General features: G+C 39.0%; 14 protein-coding genes. 3 read left to right on the top strand and 11 right to left on the bottom strand.

Annotated elements, in window-relative coordinates:
* Positions 1-23 precede the first annotated feature (23 nt).
* The 9 genes from B7697_RS06690 to B7697_RS06650 all read right to left on the bottom strand — a co-directional run bounded on the left by B7697_RS06690 (position 24) and on the right by B7697_RS06650 (position 10929).
* Positions 24-317, bottom strand: coding sequence for a helix-turn-helix domain-containing protein (locus B7697_RS06690; RefSeq protein WP_033686503.1), 294 nt, complete (start codon positions 315-317; stop codon positions 24-26).
* Positions 307-672, bottom strand: a complete 366-nt coding sequence (locus B7697_RS06685; protein ID WP_084950911.1) for a type II toxin-antitoxin system RelE/ParE family toxin — start codon at positions 670-672, stop codon at positions 307-309. The genes B7697_RS06690 and B7697_RS06685 overlap by 11 nt, the downstream gene beginning before the upstream one ends.
* Positions 673-828: 156 nt before the next feature.
* On the bottom strand, positions 829-1194 hold the full coding sequence (locus B7697_RS06680) for a TIGR02328 family protein (RefSeq protein ID WP_084950909.1): 366 nt from the start codon (positions 1192-1194) through the stop codon (positions 829-831).
* Positions 1178-1582, bottom strand: a complete 405-nt coding sequence (locus B7697_RS06675) for a YbgA family protein (RefSeq protein WP_084950906.1) — start codon at positions 1580-1582, stop codon at positions 1178-1180. The genes B7697_RS06680 and B7697_RS06675 overlap by 17 nt, the downstream gene beginning before the upstream one ends.
* A 69-nt stretch (positions 1583-1651) precedes the next feature.
* Entirely contained in the window at positions 1652-3253 is a 1602-nt protein-coding gene (locus B7697_RS06670; RefSeq protein ID WP_084950904.1) for a type I restriction-modification system subunit M, read from the bottom strand.
* Positions 3254-3306: 53 nt separating this feature from the next.
* Positions 3307-4455 carry a restriction endonuclease subunit S gene (locus B7697_RS06665; protein ID WP_084950903.1) on the bottom strand — a complete coding sequence of 383 codons (1149 nt, stop codon included), beginning with the start codon at positions 4453-4455 and terminating at the stop codon, positions 3307-3309.
* Between the two features lie 4 nt (positions 4456-4459).
* A complete protein-coding gene (locus B7697_RS06660; RefSeq protein WP_049532776.1) occupies positions 4460-7018 on the bottom strand; it encodes a DEAD/DEAH box helicase in 2559 nt (852 codons plus the stop codon).
* Positions 7018-7917 carry a HamA C-terminal domain-containing protein gene (locus tag B7697_RS06655; RefSeq protein WP_049511035.1) on the bottom strand — a complete coding sequence of 300 codons (900 nt, stop codon included), beginning with the start codon at positions 7915-7917 and terminating at the stop codon, positions 7018-7020. The genes B7697_RS06660 and B7697_RS06655 overlap by 1 nt, the downstream gene beginning before the upstream one ends.
* A 21-nt stretch (positions 7918-7938) precedes the next feature.
* Entirely contained in the window at positions 7939-10929 is a 2991-nt protein-coding gene (locus tag B7697_RS06650; protein ID WP_084950901.1) for a type I restriction endonuclease subunit R, read from the bottom strand.
* 147 nt (positions 10930-11076) lie between these two features.
* Between B7697_RS06650 and B7697_RS06645 the strand changes: the two genes are divergently transcribed.
* Positions 11077-11694, top strand: a complete 618-nt coding sequence (locus B7697_RS06645; RefSeq protein ID WP_000076168.1) for a TVP38/TMEM64 family protein — start codon at positions 11077-11079, stop codon at positions 11692-11694.
* Positions 11695-11736: 42 nt separating this feature from the next.
* Here B7697_RS06645 and scrK read toward each other — a convergent pair whose 3' ends face one another.
* Positions 11737-12624, bottom strand: coding sequence for a fructokinase ScrK (gene scrK, locus B7697_RS06640; RefSeq protein WP_024057687.1), 888 nt, complete (start codon positions 12622-12624; stop codon positions 11737-11739).
* A 149-nt stretch (positions 12625-12773) separates the two neighbouring features.
* Positions 12774-14711, bottom strand: coding sequence for a sucrose-specific PTS transporter subunit IIBC (locus B7697_RS06635; RefSeq protein WP_084925696.1), 1938 nt, complete (start codon positions 14709-14711; stop codon positions 12774-12776).
* Between the two features lie 379 nt (positions 14712-15090).
* Here B7697_RS06635 and B7697_RS06625 point away from each other — a divergent pair, with 379 nt between their 5' ends.
* Both B7697_RS06625 and B7697_RS06620 read left to right on the top strand, forming a co-directional pair.
* A complete protein-coding gene (locus B7697_RS06625; RefSeq protein WP_084950899.1) occupies positions 15091-16545 on the top strand; it encodes a sucrose-6-phosphate hydrolase in 1455 nt (484 codons plus the stop codon).
* Positions 16526-17491 carry a LacI family DNA-binding transcriptional regulator gene (locus B7697_RS06620; RefSeq protein WP_049492075.1) on the top strand — a complete coding sequence of 322 codons (966 nt, stop codon included), beginning with the start codon at positions 16526-16528 and terminating at the stop codon, positions 17489-17491. The genes B7697_RS06625 and B7697_RS06620 overlap by 20 nt, the downstream gene beginning before the upstream one ends.
* Positions 17492-17509 lie beyond the last annotated feature (18 nt).

The following is a 17509-nucleotide window of genomic DNA, read 5'->3' as shown; positions in this document are numbered from 1 at the left end:
GAAAAGACTATAACTGATTCTAGTCAACTTTTCCCCTGTTCAAGTGGGACGACTGCTAGTGTCTTTCCTAAACTGGCTAAAACTTTCAAGACTGTATCCAACTGAGGACTTGTCTTTCCTGTTTCCATCCTAGCTATGACAGGCTGGCTCACTCCACTGAGTTCCTCTAGCTTTTTCTGGCTGATTCCTTGCTCATGTCTGGCCTCAATCAACTCACTCATGATAGCCACTCGCATATCACTCTCAAGAATTTCCTCCTTGGTAAAGAGTTCTGACCTGACATCCTTCCAGTTACTCCCAATAGCACTATTTTTCATCACTTACCCCTCTTTCTTTTAAGTCCTTTAACTCACGCTTGGCTTTTTCAATTTCTCTTCTAGGAGTTTTCTGGGTCTTTTTGACAAAATGATGTAAAAGAACAAAACTACCATCAACCCATGCTACAAATAAAATTCGATCTCTCAGTGGTCTTAGTTCCCAAATCTCATCTTCCAAATGTTTGATATAGGGTTCCCCAGCTCTGGTCCCTTGCTGACTAAGCAATTCGATATAGTCATTTAGTTTATTGAGTTTGATGCGGCTATCCTTACTTTTCTGACTAGCTAATTCTCTCATATAATCCAAGACTGGCTCGTTTCCATTTTTGTCCATATAGAAGTAAATCGTATGCACCAAGCAACCTCTTTCTAATTAAATTATAACTCAAAAGTTATTAAAAGTAAATCTGAACATTCATAAAAAGAAGACCTTAGAAAAATTCCAAAGGTCTCATCTTTATTATTCGAAAAAATTACGAGAAGAGTTATAAATTGAAGGCAATCCTTACTATTATTCCAGCTCAATCCCCTTCTCTCGGAGATTTGCCAGACACTCCTCATAGTAGGCATCGTCATGTTCGCTGTATATAGGACTAATCAACTTCTCCTCTCCCAAATCTTCATAAGGAGGGCAGGTCTTACCTCGGTAGTTCTTGTCCAGCCACTCTGGACTGACCTTAAAGCCTCGTTTAACCATCTCCTCCATAATCAAGTCATGATAGGCATAGAGACGATAGGGCGAGTGGGTAAAGACATAGTCCACCGTTGCATGCTTTCTGCCCCAGCCATTGCCACGCAGGGCACAGCACTCTCGATGCTGTCCCAAGAGTTGAGGACGGGGAAGTTGTGAAATCAAAGCCTCATGCCAAAGTCTCATGACAATCTCCTTTCAGTAAAGTCGAATGTTGCAAGTAGGTATTTGGATAGCGATCAAGCAAGTCTCGAGTCTTAGTGATCAAGTCTTCCTTAGAAGCCTGACCAAAGCGGTAGCGATCCAGCAAGAGCATATAGTCCTTGCGCTCAGCATCTGTCGCTTTCTTTTTGAAATAGCCCCAAATATGCTGAAAGGCATTGCAGACCTGCCCCCTATGTTCTGAAATTTGACAGGCACGGTCAATCATCTCCTGAACCTGACTCACCTCCACCTCTTTATTCTTCAGGTATTGACGAATCTCATTGTAAATATTGCTGGAATGACTCAAAACGAGGTATTTGTTTCTCGCCCAGAGTTGCTGGCATTGAGATTTTTGATTAGTTTGTTCCATCTTTCTCCTTGCTTTTGATCAGTTTCCAGGAAATATGGAAACAAAATGAGCGAATAAATCAACTACATCTTACCCTTTAAACTCTTTCAAAAACTCTTTAAGTTCAGTATCGGCTTCTGGTGTGGTTCCGTGGAGTTGACCGAACATTTCAAGTAAAGAAGCGGTTTGGTTTTGGATTGCTTGATTTGTCGTGTTAATCTTGCTGACGATATCTGTCAGGGGCTCGACTTCTTCTTCCTCAAAAGTATCTACATAGCGAGGGATATTGAGGTTATAGTCATTTTCGACGATTTCTTCATAGCTTGCTAGATGGGCAAACTTATCAATCTCCTCACGAGACTTGTAGGCTTTCAAAATTTTCTCGATATGAGCATCTGTCATGATATTCTGGTTTTTCCCCTTATCAAACTCCTTAGAAGCATCGATAAAGTAGACATCACGATCAGTACGGTTCTTTTTGAGAATGATAACCGTGGTCGGAATGCTGGTGTTAAAGAAGATATTAGCAGGTAGACCGATAACCGTATCAATAGCTCCTTCTTCTAACAAGGCTTTACGAATGGTGCCCTCCGCATTTCCACGGAAAAGAACACCGTGGGGAAGAACGATAGCCATAACTCCATTATCCTGCTTGAGGTGGTAGTAACCATGTAAGAGAAAGGCAAAGTCAGCCTTGGACTGGGGTGCCAATTTCCCAAAAGGAGAGAAACGAGGATCATTCAGGAAGCCAGAGCTAGCAGACCACTTGGCAGAGTAGGGTGGGTTCATCAGAACACCGTCAAAGTTGGTCGGCTCTTGAGTCGGCCAGTCTTCGTCTAGTGTATCGGCATTGTGGAGAAATTGATTCTCAACAGGAACACCGTGTAGAATCATGTTCATCCGAGCTAGGTTATAGGTTGAGGTATTGAGCTCCTGACCAAAGTAGACAACTGTCTGCGGTTTGTGAGAGTATTTCTTGGCATTAAGCAAGAGAGAGCCAGAACCCATAGTCGCATCATAGATGGTAAAGCCTAGCTGGTCCTCACGACCTAAAAAAGCAATCTGAGTCATGAGTTTAGCAACAGGCTGAGGTGTATAGAACTCACCAGCCTTCTTGCCCGAGTCAGTCGCAAACTGACCAATCAGATACTCATAAGCATCCCCCAGCATATCACCAGCATGACCAGCCACATCTAACACAGCCAACTCCTTCATAACCGCCGCCACCGTTTGGTTTTGCTTTTGCGGAGTCGCCCCTAGCTTTTTGGAATAGAGGTCAATATCTTCAAAGAGATTTTCATAGAGTTCATCACTCTGCTCGATATCACGAAAACCCTGAGCCAAATCTTCCAACTGGAAAGTTCCCTCATTGACACGTGCTACAAGAGCCGTAAAGGTCAACTCAGGCTTTATACTATAGTTGAGCTCGTCCTTCATGACTGCAAGAAGATCCTCGTGGGTATCCGCATCCTCATAGTAGTTACGATAGACCTCAAGGGCAGCCTCTAGACTCTCACTCCCCTCCTCCATAGTCTCCGCCACGAAAAAGAGCATCTTATCTGACAGATACTTATAAAAGACCATCCCCAAGAGATAGGACTTGTAGTCATTAGCATCCATCTTAGAGCGGAGAACATCCGCTGAGTTCCACAGGGCTTGGTAGAGCGACTGGGAAGTTTGTGTTGTTTCCATAATGTTTCTTTCTAAGTTTTGAAATATAATTGTTAAAAGTTATCACTAATCATCTAGATAAACATATCCTGCAAGAGTTTCTTTTTCAAAGTCTCAAGCTGAGAAATTTTTTCTCGATGAGAATTGATGAGGTTATCGAGGGTGGAAAAATAGGCACTGATGGCTTGTTGTTCTTTAATAGTTGGAATAATAATTGAAATATTCATAAAATCATCAAAACTAATATTTAACAATCCATCCATTCTAGCACCCGATGAAATGAGTTTCCCTAATTCTCGATCTGGAATTTTTGTTGAAAACATAATTTCAATAAACTTTGAATCGGCTAGTTGATTAACTCTAAAACTGTGATAAACCTTTGGAACAAGTGCTTCTTCATATTCCTGTAGTTCAAAAACAACTCCATATTTTGCTAATTTTGAATTACCATGGTTATATGATAGTTCTCCTTTTTTTAACAGGGTATAGTTTTTTTGCTCTTTTCCAGCAATATTAGCAGAAAATCGGTCAATTTGATCCATCCAACCGCCTGATGCAGAAATTGTTAAAGTTGGCAAATCCATTCTTCCATCATTCCCCTGAACACGATGAGCGACATCTTTTAATTTAGACTTTTCCCACTCACCATCAAATCCATCCAAACGAATCTCAGGGACTGTCTGACCAGCTTTGGGAAACATCTTGAAGAGCATGGTCTCCTTAAAAGATTGATAGTTGGCGAGATTGTCCTTGTAGCTGGCAAGCAGATCGTCAAGGGTGCGGAATAGGGAGCCTATGGCGGATTGTTCGGAAGAGTCTCGCGAATAATTAACAAAAACTTGTTTAAGGAGCGAAAAATGCCTCTTATAGCCTTGACTTTTTGGAATATAATTTTGAGTTAGGTAATACAAATAATCTCTTTTCAAGATAGTTGATTGCAAAATTTTTATTCCATCAGTAGCTAGAAGAAAAGGGGCCTTAGGTCGATATAATGATAAAGTATGATCTCCAAAAAGAATAACACTTTTGTATTTTTCAAATGGTCGGTCGTCAGAATAACCTAAAATTGGTATATCTCCTTGTTGTATGACTTCATACTTCCCTAAATCACTTACAACACTTTTAATATACATTCTTGTACTTTCTGACCTTACAATTTCACCAAATATTTTTTTTTCAAAATTCTTGTTAAAACCATCTACTCTGATTCTAGGAACACTCATTTTTTCATTTCTCCCATCTCAATATTTTACTGATTTCATGAAGTTCCTCAGAAAATCTTTCTGAATCCAAGGCGTTTTTCAATTCTTCCTCTTTTATTTCTACAATTTCTCCTATCTCATTATAAACAAATTGATCAATAAATTCTTCTTTAAGAAGTAAGGAGGTTGCTCTAGAAAAACCTAAATTTTGCAATTCTACCACTTGACGATCAGTAGTCCCATACTCTAAATAATTAGACCACTCACTATCAATCTCTATGCCTTTCTCAATAAGTAATAGAGTATAATTCGTTATATAATTTTTTATTTTAAATTGAATTTTAGTATTTATGTCACCAATAATTTGATTAATCAACGCATTTATATGTTCTCTATTAAATTTATCAAAAGTAATGTAGAGATTTTTTTCTATCTCTATCTCTCTGGGATTCCCTTTGTTATGGTAGTAATTTGTCATATAATTAATAATTTGATTGAGCGATATACCGCTAATCCAATTTGACATCAATGCAGCTAAATATTTAAGTTGACTTTCTTTTTTTAACAATGGACGATTCCCACCGCTTTCTAAATAAAGCCAATCATATTTTTGACATAGTATTTTCAATATTTCAAAACATGCATCATAGTCAAAACTATTTGGAAAAGCAGTAGCTGAGCTAGTCAAAATTTTATTTTGCGAGTCTAGGTTAATATTAATACTCTGTTCTATAATTTTTTCAGGAACTTCTAATTCTGAACGTTTTTTCTTTAACGTTTTTCTACCATTATCGCCTATTTTCTCTAAGAATTTATCTTTTAATATTGAAGAACTCTCAACAATATCTTGGTATAAAAGTATATTCGAATACATTTCCAAAATTTTCTTTTCAGAATCTGTTAAATTCTTATTGGTCAACGGCGCATTATTCAATACATTATTTATATTTTTATAAAGATTTCGATTGCTGTTTTTTAATAATATAGGAGTCTTTCGTTCAATTGTTCTTTTCTTTAAAATTGCAAAGTCACTATCTTTCCAATATCCTTTTTTATCAACTACATGACAGCAGAAGATATTCCCACTTAGATCTATAGTCAATCTACCAGCCCTACCAGACAAATTCCAGAAATCAATATCATCCATTTTTCGTTGCCCTATTTTTTCGGAAAAAATAAAGATATTTTTGGCTGGTAAATTCACTCCCTCTAAAAGTGTTGATGTACAAAATAAATATTTTATAACCCCTTCTTTGAACAATTCCTCAATTCCTTCTCGAATTGTCTGTGGCAAATTTCCAAAATGATAAGCAACCCCCTTGCGTAAACAATCTATCAAGTAATACTCTTTATGGATGCTTGTAGAGACTATTTTTATCAGTTTTTCTAATTTCCCATTATTTAAATCTGGCAAACTCTGTGCAAAATTCACTGAAAATTTTAAAGTATAGTTCACAGTGTTACAATATACTATATTTTGATGACTCCCTCCCAGTTTTATAAGGATTTCTCTTATATTCGCATCTTCAGTTTTAAAGTAATTTAATCCTTCTAAGGCATACTCTGTTTGATCTTCTAAAAGCATTATAGATTTTTTATTAAATGAATCAATGAAAAATTTATTCTGTGTCACTGATTTTTCACCAATTGCCATACTTTCTTCCTGACTGCTACCAAAAAGTTTTAAAAAATCTTCTACATTTAGAATATTAGGAGAAGCAAAATAGATGTTAACACTTTTTCTTTTAGCTTGAGCAATAGAATGATATAGTAGTGGTGCACGTGTATCATCATTTAACAACTTTTGCGCTTCATCAACAAATAAATATCCTATGGAAGGATTAGAAACTTCAGCAAAATATGAAATTAACCTCTCTGGAGTAAATACAAAGATATAACGCTTATCTTTTTTCTTGTACAGTAATGGTATTTGAGGATAAGAAATAATTTCATAGCTATCATTTCCTAGTTCGTTTTTTAGTTTCAAGGTCACTTGATGTATTAATGCTCTGGTCGGAACTACGATAGCCATATTTTCACTGGAGTTTTTAGTATCTATAATATATTTAATAAACGACTCAATTACAAAAGATTTTCCAAAAGATGTCGAACCAGAAAAGCTGTAATGATTACTATCTTTTAAGTTCTCAAACAACTTATATTGAGCATCTGTAAAGATATATCCTTCTTTAGGTGACTCTTGAAAAACTTCCTTTATTACTTTATCAACAATAATTTCATCATTCATTTCACCTTCTGGATTTACTATATTTAGAGATGGAAAATTTCCCATTTTTATCAAAGCACTTGAAGCAAAAGTTTTAAAATCAGGATTTTCTTTTATATTGGGCAGTTCATTACAAAGCGCTATAATCTTCAAAACTAAATTTTTTGCCTTCGAATTATTACTTCTAGATAGAATATCAGTGAATCGCATTAAATCATAAAACTCTTTTTCATCTATACTGCTACTACAAATACTATTAAATAAAAACTCACCGTAACTCTTTTCAATTTTAGTAATTAAATAAATTAAATATTCATCACAAAGTGCCTCTTCTGTTAACTCTTCTATAAAGTTCATTAACTTAACAACTCCTTTAAAATCATTTCCCTATCATCTTCAATATTAGCAAAAGGTAAAACATAAATGTAAAAAGTATGTCCAAATAATTTATAATTTTCTACATATTTGTTAATATTTTTAATTTGTTTTTTTGTCACTTCTATAATTTTGTCTTTGATAACTTCTCGAAAATCATTATTAGATAATTTTTGCAAATCAGTATAGTTAAACTCAAATCCAACAAAAATTCCAAAAGCATCATCTACATAAAAACCTGACTTAGTTGATGGATAAATAATACTTTTTAAAAATAGTTTCTCATTTTCATCTTCAATTTCTCTATCAAGATTTGAATTTAATAACCCTCTCTCAAACATTATTCCACTTTTATCATTATCTTTTTTATTTTTACCTTTTTTGAAATCACTTATGGACTCAAAAGCATGTCTTAATCCATCGGTTAATTTTTTCTCAACCTTTGATTCTCCAAAAATTAAATGATAATTTCCATCAACTAATTTTAAATAATGTAAACCGTCAGCTCCATTTACATACATATTTTTAGCTGTTTTAAGTTCTAGCTTTGATAAAATTTTAGGCGCTCCAAGATGCCCTTCCAAAAAGCAATATAAAAAAAATTCTCCAAGCTCTCCTTTATTTTCTGTATAATCCCTAAATTTTTCTCTAGCCTTTTTAGATAGAGCTAATGGCTTATCTTTATATTCTTTATTTATTTTTCTGGATAAAGCAAACTCTGCAACTGATTCTAATAATTGTTCTGTTGCGTTTTTATAGTCAAAATCATTTGCATTTATAATAAAAGAAAAAACTTCTAGTTTATTATTTGATGAAATATCAAATGTTCCAAGATGAGTTGTAACATCTTTAATTCTTATTGAATTACTATTAATTTTCATATTATTTTTCCGTATTACATTCTATCTCCCAACCCTCAACGGCTCAATGACTTCCTCTACTAGCTGGGTATAGGCTTCCTTGATTTGTTTTTTATAAAGGAGAGGATTGAGGGCATCTGACACCTCTAGCTTATAGTCCTGATAGCGCTGGCTCTTGGTCAGCTGGCTTTCTCCTAGTTGTTTTTTAGCTCCCTTACGGTAATGTTCGACATAGTAACAGAGTTCATCCTCACCAACATACCAGCGTTTACTAAAGACTTGGATATGTTGCTGGATGACAGCCTCTATCATCTGATCCAAAATATTTGCGATAGACTGACCACGATAGCTTTCTGGATGTTCTTGTACCTCTCTCCAAAGTTCAGTGATGATCTGGGCAAGATTGGGATTGGTCTTCTCAAGACTCTGAATATAGTTATCCACCGCTTCCTTATCTTGAACGCTTAGGTTCTTTTCTTGACTTTGACCTTGTTCAATCAGGCTTTGGATCAATGTCAAGATATAGGCATAGTTGATCTCATCCACTTGGATAGACTCCAGTTCATAGTGGATATCAAGTGGTTCACCGTCGTCATCATCCTCTACTCGGCTTTTTAATTCAGCAAGGACATTTCGATAAAGACCCAGATACCTTTCCAACTTCTCTCCATCAAGTCCCGTCTGACTGTAAAGTTCTTCCTCATCATACTCTTTGTACACTCGGATAGAGGCTAAGTATTTATCAAAGGCTTGATAGGTTTTAGCTAGTTTCCTCAACTCAGGTGTAGAGATTTGCTCGATTTGGAGTCCATCCTCAGAATCATCGGTGATGAGATTTTGGAAATCACTGCAACTCCGTAAAAAGTTCCTCTTTTCCTCTTCCCAACTTGGGGCTAGGACCTCGTTTTCTCCACCATTTGAGTAGAGCTTGAGGGCATTATCTACTGCTTCCTTAAAGGCTAGAGGCTTTTGGAAGGTGATGATATGACCATAGGTCTTACTGCTATCAAAAATACGGTTGGTTCGGCTAAAAGCCTGAATCAAGTCCTGCGGTTGCATGGGATTGCGGTCGATAAAGAGAGTTGACAGACAAGGGGCATCAAATCCTGTTAGGAGACGATTGACCACGATGACTAAGTCCAACTGTTCATTGCGATAGAGGTATTTGTCCTGCTTTCGAGCTAGGCGGTTATTGACATCCGTATTAAAACCACGCAGATCCGACATGGTAAAGTGGGTATCAAACTCTTGGTTATAGTCCTCTAAGACTTGCTTCATGTGGTCTTGATTGGCTCTTGAGTCTTCTTCATTTTCAGTGACCGAGTAGGTGATGGTCGTCTTTGGAAAATCAGGAAGGACCTGCTTAACCCTCTCCGACACCTTGACTCTCGTCTCCCCAGCCTTGACCCGTTTGAGCAGGTCATAATAAGCTTGGGCTTGAGGGATTGACTTGACAGTCAAGATAGCATTGTAGGTCTTACCCACTCCTTTTTGGAAGCCTAGCTGTTGACGGGATTTATTGATAATGGCATCCAAGACTTCCAGCATATGCTCCTCATCCTCGTAGACAGTATCTGGTATGTCATTTTCAGATTTATCCGTGATGAGGGTATTGCGATAATCGACCTTAAAGCCTAAAACTGCTCCATCATGGATGGCTTCCTTGACTGTATACTCATGGAGACGGTTACCGTACTGTTGCTGGGTGGTTTGGGCTAGATCACCAACTTGCTGGCGTTTATTTTCCTTAAAGATAGGTGTGCCTGTAAAACCATACCAAAGCGACTGTGGGAAAAAGAATTTAATGTCTTTTTGTGCCTGCGGTGTTACGGCACGGTGGCATTCATCCACGACAAAGGCCACTCGGAGACCCTTGATTTTGTCCGCATCTCTTTGGTAAAGACCTTGTTCAAACTTACGCATCATGGTGGTAATTTTCTGGATGGTCGTTACCACCACACGCTTATCATTACTCCCTAGTCGCTTGACCAAATCATGAGTATTATCCGTCTCATCAATATCAATGACATCATTGGTCGCATAGGAGAGAAAGGACGAAGTAGTCTGTTGGTCCAAGTCTCTGCGGTCAACGACAAAAATCGTCTTTTGGATGGAAGGAATCTGGAGGAGATTCCTAGCCACCTTATAAGAAGTCAGGGTCTTACCTGAACCTGTCGTGTGCCAGACATATCCTGACGCTTGCTGGCGAGAAGCTTCTTGCACTGCTTCGATGGCGTGGATCTGGTAAGGACGCAGAAGGATAAGAGCCTTCTTACTATCATCAAGGACAGAATACTGCATGACCATCTGATGAGCACGAGGAATGGAAAGGACTTCGTGAGCAAAGCTGGTCAAGCTCGTTATGGGTTGATTATCCTTATCGACCCACTTAGTTAGAAATTGCTTGTTGAGTTTATTTTCCCTAGCCGCAGCGATATAGCGAGTATCTACCTTATTGGTCACAACAAACATCTGTAAGCTAGAGTAGATGCCACGGAACTTTCCTTCTCTATCATACTTTTTGATTTGATGAAAGGCATCTAGAAAAGCAACTCGGGGACTTTTAAGCTCAATCTGAATCATTGGCAGGCCATTGATCAAGAGGGTCACATCTAGCCTGCGGTCTTGATCCTGAGGATTTATCTTATCTCTCTCGACTTGGTTGACAACCTCATAACTAGACTTGCCAGCTGCGATATTGTCTCGCCAAATAACAGATAAACGGATAGTCCCCAAACTAGCATCTTCTCTCTGAACCTCAACCTTGGCAATGCCATTTTCTCCGACCAACCACTTGGCCGCATCATAATAGCTAACAAAGTTCAGTTGATTCTTTATCTGCCGTTTTTCCTGTTCTGTCAGGGGATGATCTGCCAATAGAGCCACATTGTTCTGAGCTAGCTTTTCAAAGAAGTTTTCCCATAATTGCTCTTCTGTTTTAAGGTCATCTCTGTAAGTCCATTGACTTTCCCCAGTCACCAGTTGGCTGATCAGTTGCTTTTCTATCTCCAATTCTGGTTTTACCTGTATCATACTCTCTCCTTTGCTACTTGTCTGCTCCCTTTATTATAGCATGTTTAGCCTCAAAATCCATCACTCTTCCTATAGCAAAAACACTCATTCCCCCTTTCTCCTCCAAAATATGGTATAGTAGAGTTATACTATCTATGAGGAGTTTACATGTCACAGGATAAACAAATGAAAGCTGTTTCTCCCCTTTTACAGCAAGTTATCAATATCTCATCGATTGTCGGTGGGGTTGGGAGTTTGATTTTCTGTATTTGGGCTTATCAGGCTGGGATTTTACAGTCTAAGGAAACCCTCTCTGCCTTTATCCAGCAGGCAGGTATCTGGGGGCCACCTCTCTTTATCTTTTTACAGATTTTACAGACGGTCGTCCCTATCATTCCTGGGGCCTTGACCTCGGTGGCTGGCGTCTTTATCTACGGTCACATCATCGGGACTATCTACAACTATATCGGCATTGTCATTGGCTGTGCCATTATCTTTTATCTGGTGCGCCTCTATGGGGCCGCCTTTGTCCAGTCTGTCGTCAGCAAGCGTACCTATGACAAGTATATCGGTTGGTTGGATAAGGGCAATCGTTTTGACCGTTTCTTTATCTTTATGATGATTTGGCCCATTAGTCCAGCTGACTTTCTCTGTATGCTGGCTGCCCTGACCAAGATGAGTTTCAAGCGCTATATGACCATCATCATTCTGACCAAGCCCTTTACTCTCGTGGTTTATACCTACGGTCTGACCTATATTATTGACTTTTTCTGGCAAATGCTTTGACACGTAAAAAATCCGTTTGGTTTCCCAAGCGGATTTTGTGATTTATTTTGAAACTTCTTTTGCAAGAACAAAGTTCCCAAGAGTAGCAGAACCATTTCCTGCTACTGCTGGCGTTACAATGTAATCACGCACATCTGGTACTGGTAGGTAACCATTGAGAAGAGATGTAAATTTCTCACGGACACGGTCCAGCATGTGTTGTTGAGCCATGACCCCTCCACCAAAGACAATCACGTCTGGGCGGAAAGTCACTGTCGCATTAACCGCAGCTTGAGCGATATAGTAGGCTTGAACATCCCAAACAGGGTTGTTGAGTTCAATATTTTCCCCACGAACACCTGTACGAGCTTCCAAACTTGGACCAGCTGCATAGCCTTCCAAACATCCCTTATGGAAAGGACAAACACCCTTAAACTCTTTTTCAATATCCATTGGGTGTCTAGCCACATAGTAATGACCCATCTCAGGGTGACCCACACCGCCGATAAACTCACCACGTTGGATGACACCTGCACCGATACCTGTACCGATTGTGTAGTAAACCAAGTTTTCGATACGAGCACCAGCATTATTACGGGCAACCACTTCACCATAGGCAGAGCTGTTTACGTCTGTAGTGAAGTACATTGGCACGTTTAGTGCGCGACGAAGGGCACCCAGCAAGTCCACATTTGCCCAGTTTGGTTTTGGAGTCGTTGTGATAAAGCCATAAGTTTTTGAGTTTTTATCAATATCAATCGGACCAAATGAACCAACTGCAAGACCAGCAAGGTTGTCGAATTTTGAGAAGAACTCGATGGTTTTATCGATTGTTTCGATTGGAGTTGTTGTTGGAAATTGTGTTTTTTCTACAACGTTAAAGTTTTCATCACCGACAGCACAGACAAACTTTGTACCGCCCGCTTCCAAGCTTCCATATAATTTTGTCATGATAAACCTCTTGTTTTTATTTTCTTTATTATAGCATATTTCGAAAGTCTAAATTTCTCTATTTTTTAGATTTTCCTCTGTAAATCTTACCATTCAAGCAAAAACGAACAAACATGTCATTTGTTCGTTTTCACATTAGAGAGGATTGATTAGATTTTCACTTCGATCACAGCATCCCCCTTCGCAACTGAACCTGTTGCGACTGGAGCTACTGAAGCGTAGTCAGCTGTATTTGTAACGATAACCATTGTTGTATCATCAAGACCAGCTGCAGCAATTTTGTTTGAGTCAAAGGTTCCAAGAACATCGCCAGCTTTAACCTTATCACCTTGAGCAACTTTTGCTTCAAAACCTTCACCATTCATAGATACAGTGTCAATACCAACGTGGATCAAGACTTCAGCACCATCAGTTGTTTTCAAACCAAAAGCGTGTCCTGTTGGAAAGGCGATTGAAACTTCCGCATCAGCTGGTGCATATACCACACCTTGACTTGGTTTCACAGCGATACCTTGGCCCATAGCTCCACTTGAGAAGACTGGATCATTGACATCAGCAAGAGCGACAACATCACCGACGATAGGAGTTACAAGTGTTTCATTTTGAAGAGTATCAGTCTCTTCCACTACTGGTGCTTCTACTGTAGGTTCAGTAACTGTTTCTGCAGTTGCTGTGGCTGCTTCATCAGCAAAGACACTAGCTGCTTTTGTTTTCCCGTAGAAATAAGTGAAAGCAAAGGCGGCAACAAAGGACATAATTTCCGCAACTATATACATAGGGATTGAAGCAGCCTTAATAGAAAGGAATCCAATAAATCCAGCCGCTCCCAATGAAACTGCAATAACGTGAGTTAAACCTGCTACGAAGGCACCAATTGCTGAACCAGCAAGGGCGCAGAAGAATGGGAATTTGTATTTCAAGTTTACCCCAAAGAGAGCAGGTTCTGTAATACCAAGGAAGGCAGAAACAGCAGCCGAACTTGACAATCCTTTTGTTTTAGCATTTTTTGTCAAGAAGTAGATTGCAAGAGTAGCCGCACCTTGTGCTACGTTTGCCATTGAAGCAACAACAAAGATGTAGTCTCCAAATCCAGTACCGTTATTATTGTAAGCAGACAACAATTGTGTTTCGATTGCTGGGAATGATTGGTGAAGACCTGTCATAACGATTAGTGAGTAAGTTCCACCAAATAGACCCATACCAAAGGCACCTGTTGTGTTGTACAACCATACAATCGCATTTGTAATCGCATCAGACACAACCAACATAACAGGACCGATAACTGTAAAGGTAAGGAAGCCTGTAAGCATCACTGATAAAAGCGGTGTGAAAGTGAAGTCAACTGCAGATGGCAATTTCTTGTGGAAGAATTTTTCCAAATTTGCTAACAACCAGATTGCAACAAGGACTGGAATAACTTGATAAGCATAGTTTGTTTGTGTAACATGGAAACCTAAGATGTCCCAGAAGGCTTCTTTGCCACCCAAATCTGGAGTGGTCATAATCATACCAATTGCCGCACCAAGGAATTGGTTTGCTCCAAAGCGCTTGGCTGCTGAAATACCAACCAAAACAGGGAGGAACATAAATGGAGCAGCAGACATCAATTGAATCATAGCTGAGAAGCCTTTGATTGCAGGATACATATCTTCAATTGATTGAGGTCCAAACAAATCTGGTGATGTCAAGAAGTTACGTAAAGCCATCAAGAGACCACCTGCAACTAAGGCAGGGATAATAGGAACAAAGATGTCTGACAAAAGTTTAATCAAGTCCATCAATGGATTGAACTTTTTGTCTTTATTAGCAATCTCTTTCAAATCATCTGTCGAAACTTCTTTTAAACCAGTTTTCTTGATGATTTCCGCATACACGAAGTTAACATCACCAGGACCAATGATAATTTGATATTGTCCATTAGTGCTAAAAGTTCCCTTGACATCCGCATTATTATCTAGAGCTGCTTGATTCACTTTTGATTCGTCTTTCAATACCAAACGAAGACGAGTTGCACAGTGTGCTGCAGCTACAAGATTATCCTTACCGACAGCCTCAATGACCTCGGCAGCAACTTTACTATAATCCATAGCAAAAATCTCCTTATTATAGAATTTTGTTATTGTTTGAAAGCGATTTTATTCGCCCTACGACTTTTATTTTATCATGTTTCAAAAATATGTCAAGCGTTTTGCAGAAAAAATATTTGTTTCTTAGAGTAAGGTCCTTTGTTTTGATATATTGTGAGAGTTTTATGAAAGTGTTCTTTAAAAAAATAGTTTAAAATCTGAGTTAAAAAGGATTTTATTTCACTTTCTTTCAATTTTCTGCAGATAGATGATTGATTTCCTGCTTTTGATTTATGATAAACGTTTGGCAGTTTTTTCTCTTTTTTAACATAAAAGGCTTGCATTTTTAATCGAAAACGGTTACTATTAAAAGTGATAAGATTTTTGGAGGAATGAATGAATGGAATGGACAACTGAGCGTCGTTATAGACCCTATGAAGATTGGACGCAAGAAGAAATTCAAAATATAAAGAAAAATATGGCACAATCTCCATGGCATACTCATTACCATGTTGAGCCAAAAACAGGACTTCTCAACGACCCAAATGGCTTTTCTTACTTTGATGGCAAGTGGATCCTCTTTTACCAGAATTTTCCTTTTGGTGCAGCCCACGGTTTAAAATCTTGGGCACAGCTAGAAAGTGATGATTTGATTCACTTTAAAGAAACTGGAATCAAAGTTTTACCAGATACTCCATTAGATAGCCACGGTGCCTACTCTGGTTCTGCCATGCAGTTTGGCGATAACTTGTTCCTATTTTATACAGGAAATGTCCGCGATGAAAACTGGATCCGTCACCCGTACCAAATCGGTGCTTTGATGGACAAGGATGGCAAGATTACGAAGATTGACAAGATCTTGATCGACCAGCCAGCAGACTCTACTGACCACTTCCGTGATCCGCAAATTTTTAACTTCAAGGGCCAATACTATGCTATCGTCGGTGGACAGGACTTGGAGAAAAAAGGCTTCGTCCGTCTCTACAAGGCTGTAGACAACGACTATACAAACTGGCAAGCCGTTGGCAACCTTGACTTTGCTAACGACCGTACTGCCTACATGATGGAATGTCCAAATCTGGTCTTTGTAGGGGAACAACCTGTCCTTCTCTACTGCCCACAAGGATTGGATAAGAAAGTTCTAGACTACGATAATATCTTTCCAAATATGTATAAGATTGGGGCTTCCTTTGACCCTGAAAATGCTAAAATGGTAGATGTATCTCAACTTCAAAACATGGACTATGGTTTCGAAGCCTATGCAACTCAAGCCTTTAACGCTCCTGATGGACGTGCTCTAGCTGTTAGCTGGCTTGGCTTGCCTGATGTTTCATATCCATCTGATCGTTTCGACTACCAAGGAACCTTCTCTTTGGTCAAGGAACTCACTATCAAAGACGGCAAACTCTACCAATACCCAGTCGCAGCTATCAAGGACCTTCGTGCTTCTGAAGAACCTTTCTCAAACCTTGCCCAAACCAAGAACACTTACGAACTTGAACTCAACTTGGAAGCCAATAGTCAGAGCGAGATTGTCTTACTTGCTGATAAAGAAGGCAAGGGACTTTCAATCAACTTTGACCTTGTAAATGGTCAAGTGACAGTAGATCGTAGTCAGGCTGGTGAACAGTACGCTCAAGAATTTGGGACAACTCGTTCTTGCCCAATCGACAACCAGGCTACTACTGCTACAATTTTCATCGATAACTCTGTCTTTGAAATTTTCATCAATAAAGGAGAAAAAGTATTTTCTGGTCGTGTCTTCCCACATGCGGACCAAAATGGGATCCTCATCAAATCTGGAAACCCAACTGGAACTTACTATGAATTAGATTATGGTCGCAAAACTAACTGATGTCGCCAAACTTGCAGGCGTCAGCCCTACTACCGTTTCTCGGGTTATCAATAAAAAAGGTTATCTCTCTGAAAAAACCATTCAAAAGGTTAATGAAGCCATGCGGGAATTGGGCTATAAACCCAACAACCTAGCTCGCAGTCTACAAGGAAAATCAGCCAAGTTAATCGGCTTGATTTTCCCCAATATTTCTAACGTTTTCTATGCAGAATTGATTGATAAGCTGGAACATCAACTCTTTAAAAATGGTTACAAGACCATCATCTGCAACAGTGAGCATGATTCTGAGAAGGAACGCGAATACATCGAAATGTTGGAAGCCAATCAGGTGGACGGCATCATTTCGGGTAGTCACAACTTGGGAATCGAAGACTACAATCGCGTGACAGCGCCGATTATTTCCTTTGACCGAAATCTGTCACCAGATATTCCTGTCGTCTCCTCTGACAACTACGCTGGTGGGGTTCTCGCAGCCCAGACCTTGGTTAAGACAGGCGCCCAGTCTATCATCATGATTACAGGGAATGACAATTCCAATTCGCCAACTGGGCTACGCCACGCTGGCTTTGCATCCGTACTCCCCCAAGCTCCTATTATCAATGTTTCCAGTGACTTTTCTCCTGTAAGAAAAGAAATGGAAATCAAGAATATCTTGACTCGACAAAAACCAGATGCCATCTTTGCTTCGGATGATTTGACTGCTATTCTAGTCATTAAAATTGCTCAGGAACTGGGCATTTCTGTCCCAGAAGAACTCAAAGTCATCGGATACGATGGTACCTACTTTATCGAAAATTACTATCCTCAACTGGCGACCATCAAGCAACCCTTGGAAGAGATTGCCTGCCTCACTGTTGACCTCCTCTTGCAGAAGATCGAAGGCAAGGAAGTCGCGACAACAGGCTACTTTTTACCAGTCACATTATTACCAGGAAAAAGTATATAAGCACAAGAAAACTCAGAC

The organism is Streptococcus mitis (assembly GCF_002096895.1).
Classification (GTDB): Bacteria; Bacillota; Bacilli; order Lactobacillales; family Streptococcaceae; genus Streptococcus; species Streptococcus mitis_AH.
This window is presented reverse-complemented; position numbering and strand designations above follow the sequence as displayed.